Annotated in this window: 17 protein-coding genes; 9 read left to right on the top strand and 8 right to left on the bottom strand. The window is 41.5% G+C overall.

The window, feature by feature from the left end:
- Positions 1-24 precede the first annotated feature (24 nt).
- From flgA to CWB75_RS04085, 5 genes are all read left to right on the top strand, one after another.
- Positions 25-786 (top strand): flagellar basal body P-ring formation chaperone FlgA, encoded by a 762-nt coding sequence (gene flgA, locus CWB75_RS04105; protein ID WP_138569966.1) that lies wholly within the window; start codon positions 25-27, stop codon positions 784-786.
- 93 nt (positions 787-879) lie between these two features.
- Positions 880-1,170: a flagellar biosynthesis anti-sigma factor FlgM gene (gene flgM / locus CWB75_RS04100; RefSeq protein WP_054202052.1), complete on the top strand. Its 291-nt coding sequence runs from the start codon at positions 880-882 to the stop codon at positions 1,168-1,170.
- Positions 1,167-1,589: a flagellar export chaperone FlgN gene (flgN, locus tag CWB75_RS04095; RefSeq protein ID WP_010391136.1), complete on the top strand. Its 423-nt coding sequence runs from the start codon at positions 1,167-1,169 to the stop codon at positions 1,587-1,589. Before flgM ends, flgN begins: the two co-directional genes overlap by 4 nt.
- Positions 1,590-2,096: 507 nt before the next feature.
- The gene (locus CWB75_RS04090; RefSeq protein WP_058154317.1) at positions 2,097-3,614 is read left to right on the top strand and encodes a DUF3360 family protein; all 1,518 of its coding nucleotides are present in this window, start codon (positions 2,097-2,099) and stop codon (positions 3,612-3,614) included.
- 323 nt (positions 3,615-3,937) lie between these two features.
- Entirely contained in the window at positions 3,938-4,135 is a 198-nt protein-coding gene (locus CWB75_RS04085; protein WP_008111942.1) for a CsbD family protein, read from the top strand.
- 75 nt (positions 4,136-4,210) lie between these two features.
- Here the strand turns inward: CWB75_RS04085 and CWB75_RS04080 are convergent, their stop codons facing one another.
- From CWB75_RS04080 to CWB75_RS04055, 6 genes are all read right to left on the bottom strand, one after another.
- Positions 4,211-4,906 carry an aspartate/glutamate racemase family protein gene (locus tag CWB75_RS04080; RefSeq protein WP_138569965.1) on the bottom strand — a complete coding sequence of 232 codons (696 nt, stop codon included), beginning with the start codon at positions 4,904-4,906 and terminating at the stop codon, positions 4,211-4,213.
- A 71-nt stretch (positions 4,907-4,977) separates the two neighbouring features.
- Positions 4,978-5,745, bottom strand: coding sequence for a hypothetical protein (locus CWB75_RS04075; RefSeq protein ID WP_138569964.1), 768 nt, complete (start codon positions 5,743-5,745; stop codon positions 4,978-4,980).
- A gap of 143 nt (positions 5,746-5,888) precedes the next feature.
- Complete coding sequence (locus tag CWB75_RS04070; protein WP_138569963.1) at positions 5,889-6,641, bottom strand: hypothetical protein; 753 nt, start codon at positions 6,639-6,641, stop codon at positions 5,889-5,891.
- Positions 6,642-6,958: 317 nt separating this feature from the next.
- Positions 6,959-9,589 (bottom strand): methionine synthase, encoded by a 2,631-nt coding sequence (metH, locus tag CWB75_RS04065; protein WP_138569962.1) that lies wholly within the window; start codon positions 9,587-9,589, stop codon positions 6,959-6,961.
- A 10-nt stretch (positions 9,590-9,599) separates the two neighbouring features.
- Positions 9,600-10,670 (bottom strand): homocysteine S-methyltransferase family protein, encoded by a 1,071-nt coding sequence (locus CWB75_RS04060; RefSeq protein ID WP_138569961.1) that lies wholly within the window; start codon positions 10,668-10,670, stop codon positions 9,600-9,602.
- On the bottom strand, positions 10,660-11,607 hold the full coding sequence (locus CWB75_RS04055; protein WP_008111930.1) for a homoserine O-succinyltransferase: 948 nt from the start codon (positions 11,605-11,607) through the stop codon (positions 10,660-10,662). Before CWB75_RS04055 ends, CWB75_RS04060 begins: the two co-directional genes overlap by 11 nt.
- A 225-nt stretch (positions 11,608-11,832) precedes the next feature.
- On the opposite strand from CWB75_RS04055, the gene ettA reads away from it, so the two are divergent.
- The 3 genes from ettA (at position 11,833) to CWB75_RS04040 (ending at position 14,972) form a co-directional block, all read left to right on the top strand.
- On the top strand, positions 11,833-13,506 hold the full coding sequence (ettA, locus tag CWB75_RS04050) for an energy-dependent translational throttle protein EttA (protein WP_008111928.1): 1,674 nt from the start codon (positions 11,833-11,835) through the stop codon (positions 13,504-13,506).
- Between the two features lie 137 nt (positions 13,507-13,643).
- Positions 13,644-14,006: a PilZ domain-containing protein gene (locus tag CWB75_RS04045; RefSeq protein ID WP_138569960.1), complete on the top strand. Its 363-nt coding sequence runs from the start codon at positions 13,644-13,646 to the stop codon at positions 14,004-14,006.
- Between the two features lie 57 nt (positions 14,007-14,063).
- Entirely contained in the window at positions 14,064-14,972 is a 909-nt protein-coding gene (locus tag CWB75_RS04040; protein WP_138569959.1) for a histone deacetylase family protein, read from the top strand.
- On the opposite strand, the gene CWB75_RS04035 is transcribed toward CWB75_RS04040, so the two are convergent.
- Complete coding sequence (locus CWB75_RS04035; protein WP_138569958.1) at positions 14,973-15,971, bottom strand: AraC family transcriptional regulator; 999 nt, start codon at positions 15,969-15,971, stop codon at positions 14,973-14,975. It lies immediately after the preceding gene.
- Positions 15,955-16,863 (bottom strand): GGDEF domain-containing protein, encoded by a 909-nt coding sequence (locus tag CWB75_RS04030; protein ID WP_138569957.1) that lies wholly within the window; start codon positions 16,861-16,863, stop codon positions 15,955-15,957. The genes CWB75_RS04035 and CWB75_RS04030 overlap by 17 nt, the downstream gene beginning before the upstream one ends.
- Before the next feature lie 286 nt (positions 16,864-17,149).
- On the opposite strand from CWB75_RS04030, the gene CWB75_RS04025 reads away from it, so the two are divergent.
- A complete protein-coding gene (locus tag CWB75_RS04025; protein WP_138569956.1) occupies positions 17,150-19,456 on the top strand; it encodes a TonB-dependent receptor plug domain-containing protein in 2,307 nt (768 codons plus the stop codon).
- Positions 19,457-19,500 lie beyond the last annotated feature (44 nt).

The raw sequence follows: 19,500 nt of genomic DNA, 5'->3' as shown, positions 1-19,500 counted from the left end.
AACTTTTAAAAGTATATTTTTTCAATGACTTACATAAAAAAAGAGCAAAAAACAACCCAGCACACGGAAGCTAAACTTCCCCAAGGGAAGCGTTGGTTTTTCCGCTTACTTTTAACTATTGGACTACTGCCAGCTCATGCTATGGCCACCCCCATTAATTTTGATAAAGAAATTCAGCAGTTTTTGCACAGTGAAATTAAGAGCTATTTGCGCTCAGTTAATTCGCAAAGTCAGCGACAAGATATAGAATTATTTATTCCTAAAGGCAGCGAAAATTTAAGCTGTGACGAATTGCAAATCACTCGCTCACAAAATCACACGCCACCTGCAGGCAGGGTGAGTATTTCTGTATCTTGCCCATCGCCTGCTTGGCGTTTTAGAGCCAGTGCCAAAGTAAGTGTGTGGATAAACCTAGTAGCTGCCAAGCACACTTTAAACCGAGGTAAAGTGCTTAATAAGCAAGACTTAGAATATAAAAGCGTGGATTTAGGTAAGCACCGCCATCAAGGCGAAACCGGTATTGATCAGCTAGTTGGACTCACCGTTAAACGCGAGATTGATAAAGGAACGGTGATCTCCACCCGCTACCTAGAAAAGCAGTATTTAATCAATAAAAATGAGCATATTTCACTGCAAATAAATACCGCAACTTTCTCGGCCAATGTTAAAGCCATTGCTCTTGAAGATGGTCAGCTTGGTGAGGTTATTAATGTAAAAAATTTATCATCAAAAAAAGTAGTTCAAGGTAGAGTAATTGCGCAAGGCGTGGCAGAGGCGACATTTTAAAAAATGTCGAAATAAAAGTTAAGTAATGCTTGTACTTGGTCGCTGATATAAACTAAGCAATATAAATTCGATAAACGAATTAGGTAATAAACAATGAATATAAGTGCAATAACAACCACTGCGTTAGAGCAAAGCCAAAAAACAAACCAGCGTTCTTCACTGGATGCAAAACCAGAGCAACAACCTGTAGCGACTAAACAAGAGCAAGCAAACTCAGTGAGTGCATTAAGTAAATCAATAGACTCAACATTTCAAGATTTAGCTGCAAAGCCAGACGTTGATATGGATAAAGTAGCCATGATGAAAGCGGCAATTGCCAGTGGTGAATTTAAAATTAATATTGATGAAACCGTTAACGCTATGGTTGAACTTCATAAAAAATGAAAACTGTAAAAGAGTATATTGTAAGTCTGCAACAAGACATTACTAAGCTAGACGCGTTAATTGAATTACTTGAAACGCAATACGAATTGCTAAGCCAACGTAATGTGCAGCTAGAAACACATAATAAAAAAATGCTCGGCTTTTTAGAAAGCTTAAATGAATCGCACAACCAGCGCGATGGCTTTTTGGTGAGTTTAGGCTTACAAGGTGGCAAAGAAGGTTTAGCACAATTAACCGCGCTTCTACCTGTTGATATAAACACCCTTACTACTAAGCTATTGCATCAGCTTGAGCTAAAAACTAAAACCTGCAAAATAATGAATGAACGCTCAGGGCAATTACTCTCAAGCCAGCGTCGGTTGTTACAGCGCTTAACTGGCGGTGAAAACAAACAAGCTTACCCAGAAATGCCTTTATAAATACGTTACATAAAGGCATTTTCTTGTTTAGTCACTTTGCGCTATATTTTTACTTTACTCCTATTATTACCTTTTAAAACCCTATCTTGAGTCCAAAAATAGTTGTTCCGCTAAAACTTAGTATTATTAGCTTTTGTGCAACTTTGCGGCTAATTGTATTTATAATAAGCAAATAGCGGCTAACGTCACCTTTATTAGACTAAAGAATGATTGCTGCTGAATCTGCTGATTTTATGACCTTTTCGCTATTCTGCATGACAAGATCACACTGTAAAAACAAAACAATAAACCACTGAATTTAAAGACCTTTTAAATTTAACAAGCCAGTTACAACACATCCCTTTGCTATTTTTGTTAACATTTACAAAGCGTTAAACTGGGCTATGCACGACCTTTTGCCTAATTACAATATGTAGCAAGCTGTTTTACTCTGCGCACTCAACGTTCATTTGCTTTGTAAAAGCTGTATTTTTATTTTGAGTTAGCAACTAAGTTGCAGGAGAAGTCATGACCACCAAGCCGCTAGATGATAATTCATCTGATGCTATACCAGGAGCGGATACTCAAACCGCGTCCGATAGCTATGAAAATCTTCATAAACCCAGCTCTGAGTTTGAAAGCCGCGACGCTTATCTAGAGCACGAACTGCAAATTATGCAGCCAAAACGCTGGCGTCCAAATTTACCGTTTAGAGATTATCGCTTTGAATTTGAAGACACCATTCCAGCAATGGCCGCTACTATAGGTAAAGTTGTGATGGTTGCAGCCATTGCTGCCACGTTTGCAGGCCCTTTGGGGTTGAGTGATGGTTTTGTACTTGAAAACGTACGCTACGAACTTTTAATTGTTTCGTTATTTATTTTACTATTTTCTGGCTTTATTTTACCGACCGCTAACTTAGCGGGTACTCATGGCCCACTCATTCCATTAATTCCTATTGTGGTTGCCGCAGGCGGACACCCTATGGCCTTTGGTTTGCTCATAGGAGCCTTTGGATTGATATTAGCATTTAGTAAAGGCGGCAGTCTCATGGCAAAGCTCACCAGTAAAGGGGTGTGTGGTGGCCTACTCCTCTATTTAGGCTTTGTGGGTACCATTTCACAAGTTAAAAAGCTGTTTGCATGGGCTGAAGAAATTCAAATGACCCATATTGCCTTTATCGTAATCTTAGCCACAATTTTACTTTATGCTTTATTGGAGCATTATAAAAAACGCTGGTTAGCCGTGCCACTGAGCTGTTTAATTGGTGGTTTTACTGCTTTTGCATTGGGTGCACCGTTTGAGTTTCATACTGCACCGGGCTTACCAAACATGAACCCTATGTACTGGTGGGGCGAAAACACCGGCTGGATGCTTGGCTTACCAACAGCTGAAAGCTTTGTAGTTGTACTTCCTTTTGCAGTTTTAGCAGTTGCTATGTGGTCGCCTGACTTTTTAGGCCATCAAGTATTTCAAAAAATTAGTTACCCAGAGCGTACTGAAAAAGTACAAATGAATATTGACGATACCATGCTTAGCGCATCAACAAGACAAACCTTTGGCTCGCTTTTAGGCGGTGCTAACTTTGCGTCATCTTGGGGCACTTACATTGTTCCTGCTGCTATTGCAAAACGCCCTATTCCTGCAGGCGCAATTTTAACTGCGTTATTTTGTATAATCGCGGGTGTTTGGGGCTATCCAATGGACTTAGCTATTTGGCAGCCAGTATTATGTGTTGCATTAATTGTAGGGGTGTTTATTCCACTACTTGAAGCGGGTATGGAAATGACCCGTGAAGGTAAAACCACCCAATCAGCCGCCATTGTGGTGTTTGCATCAAGCCTAGTAAACCCTGCATTTGGTTGGTCACTAACTATGCTACTTGATAACTTGGGCCTTATTGGCTGTAAAGAAAGAAGTGCTGATTTATCGCGAATGAGCCGCTGGGTCATCCCACTTATTATGTTTGTGCTATTAACCGGTGTAATGGCACTGGTAGGTATGCTACCAGGCATTCCTGCGCTAATGCCAAGCTTTAGACATTAATTCCTTTATTAAACAGCAAAGCGAGCTTTAATAGCTCGCTTTTTTATTGTACTTATAAAAAACCAGCACAGTGTTCCTGTAATAATCCCCCCTGAAGTAACAGTCCCTGAAATAATTACAAGCCACCCTGCAGAATTTTTATAAAACTCGCCACCAGCTAAAAAACTTTATGAATAAAAAACCATAACCAATTGATATATAAATTAAATTAAAAATTTCACTTTCTGGTATAGGCTTTGCAACTTTATAAGTGAACGTTAAAAATCATTTTATTAGTAACGCTTTTAAAATGAAAAATCATCACTCTTAATAAGGAGCTAATTATGAATAGCGATCGTATCGAAGGAAATTGGAAAGAACTTAAAGGTAAAGCGCAGCAAAAATGGGGCGATCTTACCAACGATGATTTAGATAAAATTGAAGGTAGCCGTACCGAGCTTGTTGGTAAAATTCAGCAAAAATACGGTAAATCCAAAGATGAGGCCGAGCGCGAAGTAAATGACTTTGAGAAAGGTCATTAATATAAAGCGTGTTAACAGCTTTACTTGCTAATAAAAAACCGCCAATTGGCGGTTTTTTTGTTATCTCAAGCTTAACTATTTTGCCAGCGCTAACTTCACTGCTGCTTCGGCATGTATTTTGGTGGTATCGTAAAGTGGAACCTGTGTATGTTGTGGCTTTACCAACAAAGCGATTTCAGTACAACCTAAAATGATGGCCTGCGCGCCTTGTGCAAATAAGCGCTCTATAATACGTATATAATCAGCTCGCGAATCGTCATCAATAACCCCTTGGCATAACTGCGAATAAATAACCTCGTGCACTCGCTTTCGCTCATTAGGCTCAGGTATTAATACCTCAATGTTATGCTTATCGATTAAACGCTCTTTGTAAAAGTTTTGCTCCATTGTAAATTGCGTTCCCAACAACCCTACTCGCGTAATGTTATCGTGCTTTAGTTGCTCGGCGGTGGCATCGGCGATGTGCAAAATAGGAATGGTAATATTACTAGCAATCTCATCGGCCACTTTATGCATAGTGTTGGTACAAATAAGTAAAAAGTCGGCACCACCAACCTCTACAGATTTAGCTGCCTCGGTGAGAATATTGGCTGTTTGTTGCCAGTCGCCCTGATGCTGCAGCGTTTCAATTTCCGCAAAATCAACACTCACCATACAAATTTTGGCACTATGCAGTCCACCCAATGAGTTTTTAACGCCTTCGTTTAAAGCTTTATAATAACTGGCTGTTGACTCCCAACTCATACCACCCAACATACCGATTGTTTTCATAGCTAGTTCCCACTCTCGATTACAGTTTACGTTTCACAGTAAGTTAAAAATAGCCGCTCTTCACTAGAAACTTAATTAGCCTTATTAACTGCACTGATCACAGCGTCAGACAATAACAACTTATCGTCTTTATATACTTCAAGCCAACCTGGTGGTGAGGTATCACAACCAATTACAGTTACTTGCAATACGTAACTGTAACGTCCGTTTTTAAACGTATAGTGATGATTGCCGCCACTACCTTCAAAGGTAATATCACCATTAATTAAAACCAGATCAGGCTTATCGCTTGGGCTTTTATCAATGCTCCACGACGCATAACGGAAGTTTCCATCGCCTAAATCATCAACACGAACTCGGTATTTTGATGTTTTCCAATCAAGTATTGGTTTTTGAAAGGTTTTAATACTTGAATGGAGTGATTGTTTATTTTGAGCGATTAACTTTTCTGCATGTGCTTGCTCAGTGCTATTTTGTGTATTCACAGCAAGAACTTTGCCGTCTGTGTCTACCCACATTACGCCGTTATTGAGCATAATGCCGCGCCAACCTACGTTATCCCAGTCGGTATTGATATTAGAGCTGGCAATAACTGCGGCGAGTTTATCATCAAACACTTCATCAAAACGCTCTATCAACTCAGCTTCATTTTTAATAGCTGGCAGTGGATTTCGTCGTTGTAGCGGGTAACGTATAAGTGCAGCAATAGCCGCTCTATCATCAGCTTTAAACGCTGTAATAATGGGTGAAATACTCTCGTGATACTTTTGCTCAAGCGCAAATGTATTCGATGTGAAAAGTAGGGACAAGCAAAGCAATATATAATGTAAATACTTCATTTGTAGTCCTTTTATTTAAAGTTATTGAAAATGCATTGTATAAAGGTAGGTAATACCTGACACTAAGTGAAAATATAAGGTCAAAAGCAACTTTATAAAAATATAATGTATCTTAAGGCTTTAGGTAGCCTTAAATTTCTAAATTACAACTTTGGATTTTCTAACTTTTTTAATAAAAGGTTAAATACATTTTCTTGAATGCCTTCTAAATATTCCAACCATTCATTATCATACTGAATATTAAAAATGTGATCATAATTATTTTTTTTACTTATATTATCTGATAAAACTTTAAATTCTGACGACCAGCTAGGATCCATTTTATCAAATCGCCGCTGATCAATAGTATCCATAAGCCTTTCAACATCATTTGCTAATTTATACAATTTTTCAAAATCACCTTCTAATATTTTATATTTATCTGGAGACAAAAATCTTAGGCGTATTACAGAGTTAGACAATTTATTATGAGCGATTATAAACTTTTGATGAAACTCTAGTGTCGACTTTAAAGAACGCTTCCACTTCTCCTCCGCAATATCTTGCTTGTCTTTTGAAGAACTACTGAATGACTCCAAGCAACTTTTCGTTTCTAGTTGATATAAAGTACAATACATCCAGCTGTGGAAATATTCTCCTTTTACGCAACTAAGTATTTCGAATCTTTCATATGCCCCATCAATCCGTTTTCGACTCTTATACTCAACAATTGCGATAATCACGGCATAAATAGTTCCCACTCCCCCAATCCAGCTACCAAAATCAGGCCAAAAATTAGAATGTCCATTAGAGTGGTAGAGGATTTCATAAGCACCTATAGAAGTAATAAGAAGAGCAATAAGTGTCATTAATACAAATTTCTTTCTATTCCAAAGCCCTGTAATTTTATCCCTCAAAATAACTAATCCTTATTTAAATAACTTACAAATACACCTGCCGCTTGAGTAACTAAAATTTCATTTAGTTTTGGCGACTAATAGTTTCAAATTATTACTAAGCAATTGCTTCATATAAGTTTTTCAACGTTTACCTAATATTAATTCAGTTAAAGAGAAATCACCAATAGTGCCTGCATAACCATATTATATGATTTCAACTGATTGTTCTTAAACAACGTAATAAAAGTAAAAAACGAGCCTAACTTGGCTCGTTTTTGTTTTACTGATAGCTGACAGCTAAAAACTGACCGCTTCAACTTTTGACCGCTGCTCTTTTATTCCGGATCATACCCCAAATTAGGCGATAGCCACCTTTCGGCTTCTGCGAGCGTCATATTAGTTCGCTTGGCGTAGTCTTCTACCTGATCCTTCTGTACTGCTGCTACCGCGTAGTATTTAGCTTGTGGGTGTGAGAAGTACCAACCTGATACCGCTGCACCTGGCCACATGGCGTACGAGCTGGTGAGCTGCATACCAATGCGTTTTTCGGTATCGAGTAACTGCCAAATTTTCTTTTTCTCGGTGTGCTCTGGGCACGCAGGGTAACCCGGCGCAGGGCGAATACCTTGGTAGTTTTCGCGAATTAGTTCATCGTTACCGAGGTTTTCATCGGGTGCATATCCCCAGTACTCTTTACGCACTTGTTCGTGCAGGTATTCTGCAAAGGCCTCGGCAAGCCTGTCGGCAACGGCTTTTACCATTATTTTATTGTAGTCGTCTTGCTTGGCATCGAACGCGTCAGCAAGATCGTCTTCTTCTAAGCCACCTGTTACCGCAAACGCACCAAAGTAATCTGGCGTGCCTTTTGGCGCAATGTAATCGGCTAAACAGTAATTAGCAAAGTCGGTTTTTTCGGTTTGCTGGCGCAAATGGCACGAAGTAGTTAATAGCTCTTTTCGCGTTTCATCGGTGTAAATTTCTATGTCATCGCCCACACGGTTAGCTGGGAATAAACCAATTACACCTAGTGGTTGCAAAGTGCCTGATTTTTCAAGGTCGTCGAGCATATCGTTGGCGTCTTTAAATAGGCTTTGTGCCTGTTCGCCCACTACTTCATCGTCCATTATGCGCGGATACTTACCGGCGATTGACCAGGTCATAAAGTACGGCGTCCAGTCTATGTATTTGCGTAAAGTCGCGATTGATACATTTTTAAACTCGGTCACGCCCAGCTTTTTCGGCACGGGTGGTGTGTAGTTATCCCAATCGAGCTTTGCAGCATTATCGCGGGCGCGCTGTATGGTAACTGGTTTTGAGCGCGGCTTTTTGCGTGCTTGTTGTTCGCGTACTTTGTCGTACTCGGCGGTGGTTTTAGATAAAAATTCTGCTTTATGCTCTTTTGATAATAAATTAGACACCACACCCACGGCGCGGCTGGCGTTATTTACATACACCACGCCTTTGTCGTACTGCGGCTCTATTTTTACTGCGGTATGCGCTTTTGAGGTGGTTGCCCCGCCAATCATTAACGGCAGCTCAAAGCCTCGGCGTTTCATTTCTTTGGCAACGTGTACCATTTCATCAAGCGATGGGGTAATTAAGCCCGAAAGGCCTATAATATCGGCTTTTTCGTCAATCGCGGTTTGCAGTATTTTATCTGCTGGCACCATTACCCCAAGGTCGATTACTTCGTAGTTATTACATTGTAGTACTACGCCAACAATGTTTTTACCTATGTCATGCACGTCACCTTTTACGGTAGCCATAACAATTTTACCATTGGTGGCGCCCTCTTCTTTTTCGGCTTCAATGAATGGGTCGAGGTAGGCGACCGCGCGTTTCATTACCCGAGCCGATTTAACCACTTGCGGTAAAAACATTTTACCGGCACCAAATAAATCCCCAACCACGTTCATGCCATCCATAAGTGGCCCTTCAATGACGTGAATAGGTTTATCGGCGCCAGCACGGCACTCTTCTGTATCTTCATCTATAAAGGTGGTTATGCCTTTTACTAGAGCATGCTCTAGGCGTTTTTCAACCGACCAAGTGCGCCATTCTAAATCTTCTACCCGCTCAGCTTGTGCCATGCCTGAATATTTAGGCGCAAGTTCAACAAGGCGCTCGCCAGCACCGGGGTCGGTATTAAGAATTACATCTTCTACAGCTTTACGAAGTTCCTCGGGGATGTCGTCGTAAACCGCAAGCTGCCCTGCGTTTACTATGCCCATATCCATACCCGCTTTTATAGCATGGTATAAAAACACCGAGTGAATCGCTTCACGTACTGGGTTATTACCTCTGAATGAAAACGATACGTTTGATACCCCACCCGACACTTTACAATGGGGTAAGTTTTGCTTGATACGGCGGGTGCCTTCAATAAATTCTACGGCGTAGTTGTCGTGCTCTTCTATGCCGGTGGCAACGGCAAATATGTTGGGGTCGAATATAATGTCTTCTGGCGGGAAGCCTATTTCGTCGACCAAAATACGGTAGCTGCGCTCACAAATTTCAAACTTACGGTCGGCGGTATCGGCTTGGCCGTCGGTATCAAACGCCATCACAACAGCGGCGGCGCCAAAGCGTTTTATAATTTTAGCTTGGCGAATAAACGGCTCTTCACCCTCTTTAAGTGAAATGGAGTTAACAATGGCCTTGCCTTGAATACACTTTAAGCCTGCTTCTATAACTTCCCACTTTGAGGAGTCGACCATTATAGGTACTTTAGAAATATCAGGCTCTGAGGCAATTAAGTTTAAAAACTTCACCATGGCCGCTTTTGAGTCCAGCATGGCTTCGTCCATGTTGATATCAATAACTTGGGCGCCATTTTCTACTTGTTCGCGGGCCACATTCAGGGCGGTCTCGTAGTCTTCTTCCATGATCAAACGTTTAAACATGGCCGAGCCAGTTACGTTAGTACGCTCGCCGACATTGGTAAATACTGCAATTTGTTGGGTCATTGGCGGCTCCTTAATTTAAGTTACAGGCTTCTAGGCCTGATAAACGCATGCGCACTTCAAGCTCTGGTAATTTTCGTGGTGCTGTGCCTTCAAGCCCTTTGGCAAAGGCACGAATGTGCGCAGGCGTAGTGCCGCAGCAACCGCCAACAATATTAATAAAGCCCGATTTACCCCAATCTATGATCTCTTTTGCCATGTCGTCTGCTTCTAAATCGTATTCTCCGAACTCATTGGGTAAGCCCGCATTAGGGTGAACAGAGACAAAGGTTTCGCACACGCGCGATAGCTCTTCAACGTATTGGCGAAGTAAATCTGGCCCAAGAGCGCAATTTAAGCCAATTGAAAGCGGCTTAATATGGCGAATAGAGTTATAAAATGCTTCGGTGGTTTGCCCTGAAAGCGTGCGGCCTGAGGCGTCGGTGATAGTGCCTGATATCATCACTGGTAATGTACGCCCTGCTTGTTCAAACGCCTCTTCTACCGCGAATGAGGCGGCTTTTGCATTAAGCGTGTCGAATATTGTTTCGATTAAAATAATATCTACACCGCCTTCCATAAGTGCAAGGGTCGACTCCACATACGCAGTCACTAACTTATCAAAGGTGATATTACGATAGCCAGGGTCGTTTACATCCGGCGATAACGAACAGGTTTTAGATGTTGGCCCTAAAACACCCGCTACATAGCGCGGTTTTTCTGGGGTTTTAGCGCTAAATTCATCACATACAGCACGGGCTAACTTAGCTGACTCTAAATTAACTTCACGGCTTATACTCGCCATGTCGTAATCTTCCATCGAAATAGTGGTCGAGTTAAAGGTGTTAGTTTCGATAATATCGGCACCGGCGGCTAAAAAACTGCGGTGTATGTCAGTAATAATTTCAGGCTTGGTTAGGCTTAATAAATCGTTATTACCTTTAATAAGCACGTGCCAATCTTTAAAACGTTCACCACGGTAATCTTGCTCTTCAAGCTTATGCGCTTGGATCATGGTTCCCATTGCACCATCTAAAATTAAAATGCGCTGTTTGAGCGCAGTGCTCAGCTGTTCATGCTTATTGTTTTGAGGATTATTCGGCATAGTTGTTAGTCCTTACGTCTTGGCTAACTAAGTTAATATCATAGGGTGTGGTTTGGTAAACATAATAATTTAACCAGTTTGAAAACAGTAAAAACGCGTGGCTTTGCCATGTTTTAGACGGTTGTTTGCTGGCATCGTCATCAGGAAAATAGTTTTCAGGCTTTGGCGCATCGGGGCTTTTTTGTAAATCGCGCTCATATTCGGCTTTTAAACTGTCGGCATCGTATTCGGGGTGGCCGGTAATAAACACTTGGCTGCCCGATTTATTTTTAAGTAAATACGCCCCTACTCGTTCAGAGCCTGCTAATACCACCAGCTCTTCACAGGCGTTTATTTTATTAATATCTATGTGGCCATAGCGTGAGTGGGGTACTAAAAAGGTATCGTCAAAGCCGCGGGTAAGTGCACCATGGGCAAAGTAGCATTGATGGGTAAACACCCCGCAGAGTTTGTTGTCTTTTAAATCGCGCTTTAAATTATAACGGTGGTATAAGGCCGCGTGTGCAGCCCAGCACGAAAACAAGGTAGAAGTTACATGTTGCTCGGCCCAATCAATAATTACTTTGAGCTCTTCCCAATACGCTACTTCTTCATACTCTAAATGTGCGAGCGGTGCACCGGTAATTAACAGTGCATCGTAGTTGTTGTTTTTTACTTCTGAGAAATAACGATAAAAAGTATCTAAGTGTTGCTCTGAGTTGCTACTACTGCGGTGCGTATCAAGGCGCAATAGCTCAACATTTACTTGCAGCGGAGAGTTAGCCAACAAGCGAATAAACTGTACTTCGGTTTCTACTTTATTAGGCATAAGATTAAGAATAGCCAAACGCATAGGGCGTATTTCTTGGGTTTTTGCACGCGTTTTTGGCATTACAAACACGTTTTCATGACGTAAACGTGCAATAGCTGGCAATTCGTCTTCTACTGTAATTGGCATTCTTAAAGCTCCTGCTCATAAAAACCGAGAGTTAATACGCTCTCATTATGAACAGAATGCCAAAAATATCAACCTCTAGATGTATAGATGTCTAAATGAAATTTATTCACGCGGTTTGTATAAATTGAATATGTACTTTAAAACAGTGCCATTCGTTGACTGTTTCACCTGTGAGCCACTACAATACAGCATTGAAATTTTTATTATTATTTGAAGGCTTCTTCCATGGTTTTACCTGATAAGTTTATATTCTCGATGAGTCGAGTATCTAAGGTTGTGCCACCAAAACGCACTATCTTAAAAGATATTTCGTTGCATTTTTTCCCAGGCGCAAAAATTGGTGTGCTAGGTTTAAATGGTTCTGGTAAATCATCACTACTTCGCATTATGGCGGGTGTTGATGAAGAGTTTGAAGGTGAAGCTCGCCCTCAACCAGGCACTAAAATTGGTTACTTACCGCAAGAGCCTGTTTTAGACGAAAGCAAAACAGTTCGTGAAATTGTTGAAGAAGCTGTAGGTGAAGTAAAACATGCCCTTAACCGCCTTGACGAAGTGTATAACGAATACGCAATGGAAGGTGCTGACTTTGACGCACTGGCTAAAGAGCAAGGTGAATTAGAAGCGGTTATTCAAGCCCACGATGGTCATAATATCGATAACGTTTTAGAGCGTGCTGCCGATGCACTTCGTTTACCTGAGTGGGATGCTAAAATTGAGCACCTATCGGGTGGTGAGCGCCGTCGTGTTGCTATTTGTCGTTTGTTACTTGAAAAACCAGACATGCTGATTCTCGATGAACCAACTAACCACTTAGATGCTGAGTCGGTTGCCTGGTTAGAGCGCTTCTTACATGACTACGAAGGCACTGTTGTGGCAGTAACGCATGACCGTTACTTCCTTGATAATGTAGCAGGTTGGATTTTAGAGCTTGACCGTGGTGAAGGTATTCCGTGGGAAGGTAACTACTCGTCTTGGCTTGAGCAAAAAGATGCCCGCTTACAACAAGAGCAAAAATCTGAAAAAGCACGTCAAAAATCAATTGCACAAGAACTTGAGTGGGTGCGTTCAAACCCTAAAGGTCGTCAAGCTAAGTCAAAAGCACGTATGGCGCAGTTTAGCGAGCTACAACAGTCTGATTACCAAAAACGTAACGAAACCAACGAATTGTTTATTCCACCTGGCCCACGTTTAGGTGACCAAGTATTAGAAGTAAACAACTTACGTAAAAGCTTTGGCGACCGCGTTTTAATTGATGACTTAAGCTTTAGCATGCCTAAGGGCGCTATTGTGGGTATTATTGGTGCCAATGGTGCAGGTAAATCAACGCTATTTAAAATGTTAAGCGGTGAAGAGCAGCCAGATAGCGGTAATATCAGCATTGGTGAAACAGTAGAACTGGCAACTGTTGATCAGTTCCGTGGCAACATGGACGAAAGTAAAACGGTATTCCAAGAAATCTCTGACGGCCAAGATGTACTAAAAATTGGTAACTTTGAGTTCCCAAGCCGTGCTTACGTTAGCCGTTTTAACTTTAAAGGTAACGATCAGCAAAAGTTTGTTAAAGACTTATCTGGCGGTGAGCGCAACCGTTTACACCTAGCTAAGCTGTTAAAAGCAGGCGGCAACGTGGTACTTCTAGATGAGCCAACCAATGACTTGGACGTTGAAACATTACGTGCTCTTGAGAATGCTATTTTAGAATTCCCAGGTTGTGTAATGTGTATCTCGCATGACCGTTGGTTCCTTGACCGTATTGCTACACACATTTTAGATTACCGCGACGAAGGCCAAATTAACTTCTTTGATGGTAACTACACTGAATACGAAGAGTGGCTTAAAAAGACTCTTGGCGCAGAAGCTGCCCAGCCTAAGCGCATAAAGTATAAAAAAATTGGCTAACAGCCACAGTGAATAAGTTAAAAGCCCTGCATTTAATGCGGGGCTTTTTTATGCGAGCTATTTTTATCTTTAAGCAAATTGGCGTGTTGGGCATTACCAGCTATGCTTATTATAAATAACAGCTTTATAAGATTATTATGCAAAACCGTCGGCAATTTTCTCGTATTATGTTCTCTACTGCAGCGCAATTAGTTATGGCTAGCAGCCAGTATGAATGCACTCTATTAGATATCTCTTTACATGGTGCGCTGATCACTAAAAGCGATGCCTTTACAGGCAACAAAAATGACGAAGCAATATTACGTTTTACTTTGCCACAAAGCGATATTGAAATAAAAATGCCGGTGGTTATTCGTCACATAGAAGAAAACCATATTGGTCTTAAATGCCATAGTATTGATATAGACAGTATCACGCATTTAAAGCGTTTAGTTGAGCTAAACCTTGCTGATGAAACATTATTACACCGCGAGCTTGAAACGCTTATTCACCAAACATAAATAGACGCACTGCGTGAAGTTTATTACCATAATCAAAAATAATTAAACGACGCAGATATGAGTTTAAACCCCAATCTACCTTTAGTTTATCATCCTAACTACTCGTTTAGTTTTGATCCCAAGCATCGCTTTGTAATGAGTAAATTTGCTCAGCTACACCAGCATGTTAAAACCCTTGGACTTGCTGGCAGTAATATCACAGAACCACCACATGGTAGTGTAGAAGAGCTAGAAATAGTACATTGTGAAAACTACATTCACGATTTATGGCATAACCGCCTAGATGAAAAAGCCATGCGCCGTATTGGCTTGCCTTGGTCACAAGCACTAATGAACCGCACATTTACCGCTCCGCTGGGAACACTGCAAACTGCGCGTTTAGCACTTGAAAATGGGCTTGCGTGCCATTTAGCGGGCGGCACTCACCATGCTCATAGTGATTTTGGCTCAGGTTTTTGTATGGTGAACGATTTAGCCTTTACCGCACAAACGTTAATTCAAAATCGTGAAGTGACCAACGTACTGATTTTTGATTTAGATGTTCACCAAGGCGATGGCACCGCAGCTATGCTGGCTCATCAACCTTATGCGTTTACCTGTTCGATACACTGTGAAAAAAACTTCCCGTTTAGAAAGTCCCCTAGCGATTTAGATATTGGTTTAGCCAATAATATGCAAGATGCTGAATATTTAGGTATTGTTGACGATACGCTACAATTTTTATTAAACGAGCTTAACCCGGATCTGGTTTTATACGATGCTGGCGTTGATATTTGGCAAGAGGATGGCTTAGGCAAACTGGATATTAGTTGGCAAGGGATAGAAAAGCGCGATCACTTAGTGCTTAAACACTGCCTTGCAAATAATACTCCTGTTGCCACTGTGATTGGTGGAGGCTATGACAGAGATCATCAGCGCCTAGCAAAGCGCCATGGCATTGTTATAGAGCAAGCGGCTAGTTTTTAATTATATTTTTAACTGACTTGGCGTAATGCCGGTCCAACGCTTAAATGCTCGGCGAAAGTTAGGAATATCATAAAATGCAAGCCGATCAGCCACTCGTTCATTACCTTGCTGGCACACCCCCAGTAAATGCAGAGCTTTAAGTTTATTTTGCTCATCTTGTAATTGAGAGTAACTGACACCGTGTTGTTTTAACTTACGTTTAAACGTAGCAGAGCTCATGGCAAAATGCTCAGCACTGTTAGCAAGGCTGTTGTTTTTATCACGGTAAATGCGCTGGCACACAGCCTCAACAAAAGACTGTGATACATTCTTATGTAACTCACTTTGCGCTATGCACTGCTGCCACCTAAGCTGACTAGCCTCTGGGTTTGTGCACTTAAGTAGTTGTTTATTAAAGTGCCAACGGGTATAGGGTTGTTCAAACCGTATTCGTAAGCCTAAGTGTTGCTCATATTCTTGAATATGCCGAGGGCGTTCACAAGTAAAGTCAAAATAACAATGTGGATACACATTACATACTCGTTTTAGTAAGCTCATTAACGCAGCGCTGTATATTTCAAAACAATAATTTTTTAATGACTCGTCCATACCGATACTCGGTTGCAAGTACAGATATAAATCGTCTTTAAATATATGCCTACGGGTAAATAATAAAGGGGCAATAACGGTACTAATTTGTTGTAATTGCTTCAAAGCCATACCTAAACTGGGGCTTAAACGCACACTTTGCACTGCTGGGCTAACGTCATTAACCAATTGATGACCCAGTAAAAAGCCACTATCATTACTCTTCATTAAGGCTTTAAACTGGCTAATTAAAGCCAATAACTGCGATAAACTAAAGCGCTGTGATAGATCATATAAATCTTGCTCAAAAATACCCGTACCACGCAGCAATTTATGCAGCGGGATCCCTCGCCCTTGAGCAAGCTCCACCAGCGCAGTGATCATTCCCTCCGCGCTGAGGTATTTATCATCTAGGCTAATATACTGCTGCACCTACAAGGGCCTTTTCTTGTTGTAATTGTTGATGTAACTGGCTGGTTTGCTGCACTGGATCTTGCGCTAAATCCATTGCCATGGTGGCGGTTAAAATATGCTGAAACTGTGCGCCTTTGCTTTTTGCGACTTTAAAAGCACAATGGTTAAGCGCCGCTTTCATTTGCGCTAGTAATTCTTTGGCTTGGCTTTGGCTGGTATTCGGCATAAGCATAATAAAACAATCGCCAGCATAGCGACAAAGCACATCATTCAAACGGCAATTCATTACTAATAAGTCACTAATTTCTCGCAGTAACCTATCACCTTCACTAAAACCAAACTGCGCATTAAACTTTGCAAAATCACGAATATCAATAACACCTAAAGTGCCGCCTTGCTGCTCTGTTTGTTGTTGCTGCATGAGTGAATGTAAGTAGTTAACTCGGTATAACCCTGTTACCGGACAGACTTTTTCATGTTCGCGAAGATGCGCTTCACGACGACGCAATTGACGATTTAGAACAAATTGCTCTTGATGCCAATAATAAAGCCCTGCGCTGGTAAGCGACATACCAAACGGCGCTGGTAGTGACTCAAACCAGGTGAGCCATAATTGTGAAGGTTGTTTTAACCACTCATCAAGTAAATCGAGTGTAGCTGAGAACATAAACAAACCTAAACCTAACACTAATAAGGTAGTTACTTTGCCTGGCGGACGTGAAATAAGTAACGCAACTATCCAGCTGAGGGTCATCAACACAATACCGCCCTCACCAACAATATCGAGCCACGCAATTTCTTGCCATTGCTTAAGTTCGCCAAAGTAAGCGCATATTGCTACAGCAATAACTAATAATAAAATGATGGTATTAGTTAATTTTGCATGGCTGGTAAATGGGTTATATCGCATTGTTTAAGTCTTCTAAGATTTACACTATTACGTATGCTAGCGCGGTACTGATTTATTAGGCAGAGTCATTTTGGCTCATTGATATGACATTGAGATTAAAATTTATAAGTATTTAACCTAGTAATAACCATTTTTAGTGCTCTGGAGCCGTGTTTAAACAGCTCAAATGTCTGTTTGAAAAGTACTAAGTTGGCGTTTTGTCAGGAATTAACTGTAAAACTGTCACATTAGCGTCATTAACTTTTTTTAGTTTGCTCACCAAACCAAGGACAACCGGAGCAAATCAATGAAACAATTTAAGTTAAATGCTGTTGTGGCGGCATTAGCACTGAGCCAATTTAGTGTTAGCGTGAATGCAGAGGAACAAACATCGCCAAGGGAACCTGAAGTAAAGGTTTCTGAAGAGCTTGTGGTCTATGGCGAGATTGGTTATCGCAACCGCTCGCAAGAACTAGCGCCCACGCTGGAATACTCACAAGAATACTTTCAACGCTTTGAGCCACTTACCGCCGGTGATGCGCTAAAGCGTGTTCCTAGTGTGACTTTTTTATCTGACGTACTTGAATCAGACGGCGCACGTATGCGCGGCTTAAGCCCTGCTTACACAAAAGTACTTATTAATGGCGAAGAAGTTCCGGGCGCCGGTGCTGACCGTTCATTTTTTGTGGACCGTATTCCAGCAGAATTAATTGAGCGTGTAGAAATTATTCGTTCATCAAGTGCCAACCGCTCTGCCGATGCTATAGCAGGCACACTTAATATTGTACTACGCGATGGCTATAGCTTAGACGGCGGTTATATTCGCGCTGGTGGCTTACGTTACGATGACGGCGAACTAAAAGAAAGCTTTGCGGGCGTTTACGGTACTGAGTTTGCAGGTGGCCGTTTACTAGTAGGTGCCAATTTACAAGGTCGTTATAACCCAAAACAAAAATCAAGCAGACGTTATGGCGATAGCCCTGAAAATAACCCGAATTACGCTACAGACGATTTTGATAACCGTGAAGATCAATCTGATATCCGTGATGGTGATGATACCTCTTTAAATGCCAGCTTTGAAAAGGTGTTTGATAACGGTGGCAAGTTTGATATTAGCGCCATGTGGGTTGATACCGATCGTACCGAAGATGAGCGCTCTTTTGAATACGACGACGCATCTGCAACCTCAGGCTCTGTCGTTGAGGGTGGTAATTTAATCTCAGATAACGCAAACGTTTCGTTTATTGATCAAACCAACTACAACATTAATTCTGGCTATGAGTTACCACTACTGGGCGGTACCAGCAAATTTAAGTTAGGTTATGCCAGCTTTGAAGAGTCTGTTTACGAACAAGAAGTTGAGCTTGATACGTCAGAGCTCCCAATGGTGTTTGAAGAAGCAGAAGAAACCGTTGATATCGATGATAAAGAATGGTCATTACAATGGCAGCACAGCTTACTGGTAGGTGACTCGAAAGAAGTTCAATTTGGTGCTTTTGTGCAAGGCAAAGAGCGCGATACCGCCATTTTTGTCGCTGAAGATGAGCTGGAAAAAGACTTTACCAATTGGGAGCAATTCTCTCAGAATCCACTGACTCTTGCCGGTTTTAATAACGAATTTGAACCAGTAGACGGCGGTGTTAATAAACTTGAAGAAGACCGTTTTGACTTATTTGCGCTAATCAAGCATGAAGCGGATGTGTTCTCATGGGAGATGGGGGTGCGCTGGGAGTCAACTGACTCAAGTATTACCGATACCAATGAAGGCGTTACTGCCGAAAATGATTATGACTTTTTCTTACCGTCGGCTCACTTTCGTTACAGCGTCAGTGATAACGGACGAGTCAGCGCCTCTGTTGCTCGCAGCTTACGTCGCCCTGACTTTGACTACATGACACCCGCCCTACTTGAAGAAGAGCTCGCTGATAATGACTTTTTAGGCAACCCAAGTCTCAAACCAGAATCATCTTGGGGTATCGATTTAGGTTACGAATACCGTTTAGGTAAAAGTGGCGTTGTCGGTGTAAACGTATTTTACCGTGACGTTAGCGACCTTATTGAAATTGCCAGTACCGGTGTTGAAGGCTCAGAAGGCGAAGGCACATTTGTACTGCAACCACAAAATACCGGCGACGGTACAGTTCAAGGTATTGAGTTTGATTTATCAACCCCACTGAGCGCCTTGAACATGCCTAATACAGGTATCTTCTTAAATTACTCTTGGCTTGACAGTGAAGTTGAAGACAGTTTTGGTAAGCGTAAATTTAACGACCAGTCTGATTATGTTTATAACGTTGGCTTTATCCAAGATTTACCAACACTACGCGCATCATTTGGTGCAACGTACCGTAACCAAGGTGATGCATACGGACGCTTTGTGGGTGAAGAAGTAACAACCTCTTACGGTGCAGATTTAGAGCTTTTCGTTGAAAAGCGCTGGGATGACATCACCCTTCGCCTAGTTGGTTCAAACTTACTGGATGCCAGTAAAGACGAAGTTTTCAATAAGTTTGACTCACTTGATGATCAAAACAATCGTGCCTTTGATGAGTACGAGCTTGAATCGGAAGAAGCAGGCCCTGTGATTCAAGTAATGCTGCGTTACGCATTCTAATCACACGTATTGTCATTTTAAGCACGTAATGGCAAACCATCGCG

The organism is Pseudoalteromonas sp. S1608, from assembly GCF_005887265.1.
Taxonomy (GTDB): domain Bacteria; phylum Pseudomonadota; class Gammaproteobacteria; order Enterobacterales; family Alteromonadaceae; genus Pseudoalteromonas; species Pseudoalteromonas undina.
This window is presented reverse-complemented; position numbering and strand designations above follow the sequence as displayed.

Coding starts and splice junctions, on each gene's coding strand:
- flgA (WP_138569966.1), top strand. CDS start 25: ATGACTTACATAAAAAAAGAGCAAAAAACAACCCAGCACACGGAAGCT.
- flgM (WP_054202052.1), top strand. CDS start 880: ATGAATATAAGTGCAATAACAACCACTGCGTTAGAGCAAAGCCAAAAA.
- flgN (WP_010391136.1), top strand. CDS start 1,167: ATGAAAACTGTAAAAGAGTATATTGTAAGTCTGCAACAAGACATTACT.
- CWB75_RS04090 (WP_058154317.1), top strand. CDS start 2,097: ATGACCACCAAGCCGCTAGATGATAATTCATCTGATGCTATACCAGGA.
- CWB75_RS04085 (WP_008111942.1), top strand. CDS start 3,938: ATGAATAGCGATCGTATCGAAGGAAATTGGAAAGAACTTAAAGGTAAA.
- CWB75_RS04080 (WP_138569965.1), bottom strand. CDS start 4,906: ATGAAAACAATCGGTATGTTGGGTGGTATGAGTTGGGAGTCAACAGCC.
- CWB75_RS04075 (WP_138569964.1), bottom strand. CDS start 5,745: ATGAAGTATTTACATTATATATTGCTTTGCTTGTCCCTACTTTTCACA.
- metH (WP_138569962.1), bottom strand. CDS start 9,589: ATGACCCAACAAATTGCAGTATTTACCAATGTCGGCGAGCGTACTAAC.
- CWB75_RS04060 (WP_138569961.1), bottom strand. CDS start 10,670: ATGCCGAATAATCCTCAAAACAATAAGCATGAACAGCTGAGCACTGCG.
- CWB75_RS04055 (WP_008111930.1), bottom strand. CDS start 11,607: ATGCCAATTACAGTAGAAGACGAATTGCCAGCTATTGCACGTTTACGT.
- ettA (WP_008111928.1), top strand. CDS start 11,833: ATGGTTTTACCTGATAAGTTTATATTCTCGATGAGTCGAGTATCTAAG.
- CWB75_RS04045 (WP_138569960.1), top strand. CDS start 13,644: ATGCAAAACCGTCGGCAATTTTCTCGTATTATGTTCTCTACTGCAGCG.
- CWB75_RS04040 (WP_138569959.1), top strand. CDS start 14,064: ATGAGTTTAAACCCCAATCTACCTTTAGTTTATCATCCTAACTACTCG.
- CWB75_RS04030 (WP_138569957.1), bottom strand. CDS start 16,863: ATGCGATATAACCCATTTACCAGCCATGCAAAATTAACTAATACCATC.
- CWB75_RS04025 (WP_138569956.1), top strand. CDS start 17,150: ATGAAACAATTTAAGTTAAATGCTGTTGTGGCGGCATTAGCACTGAGC.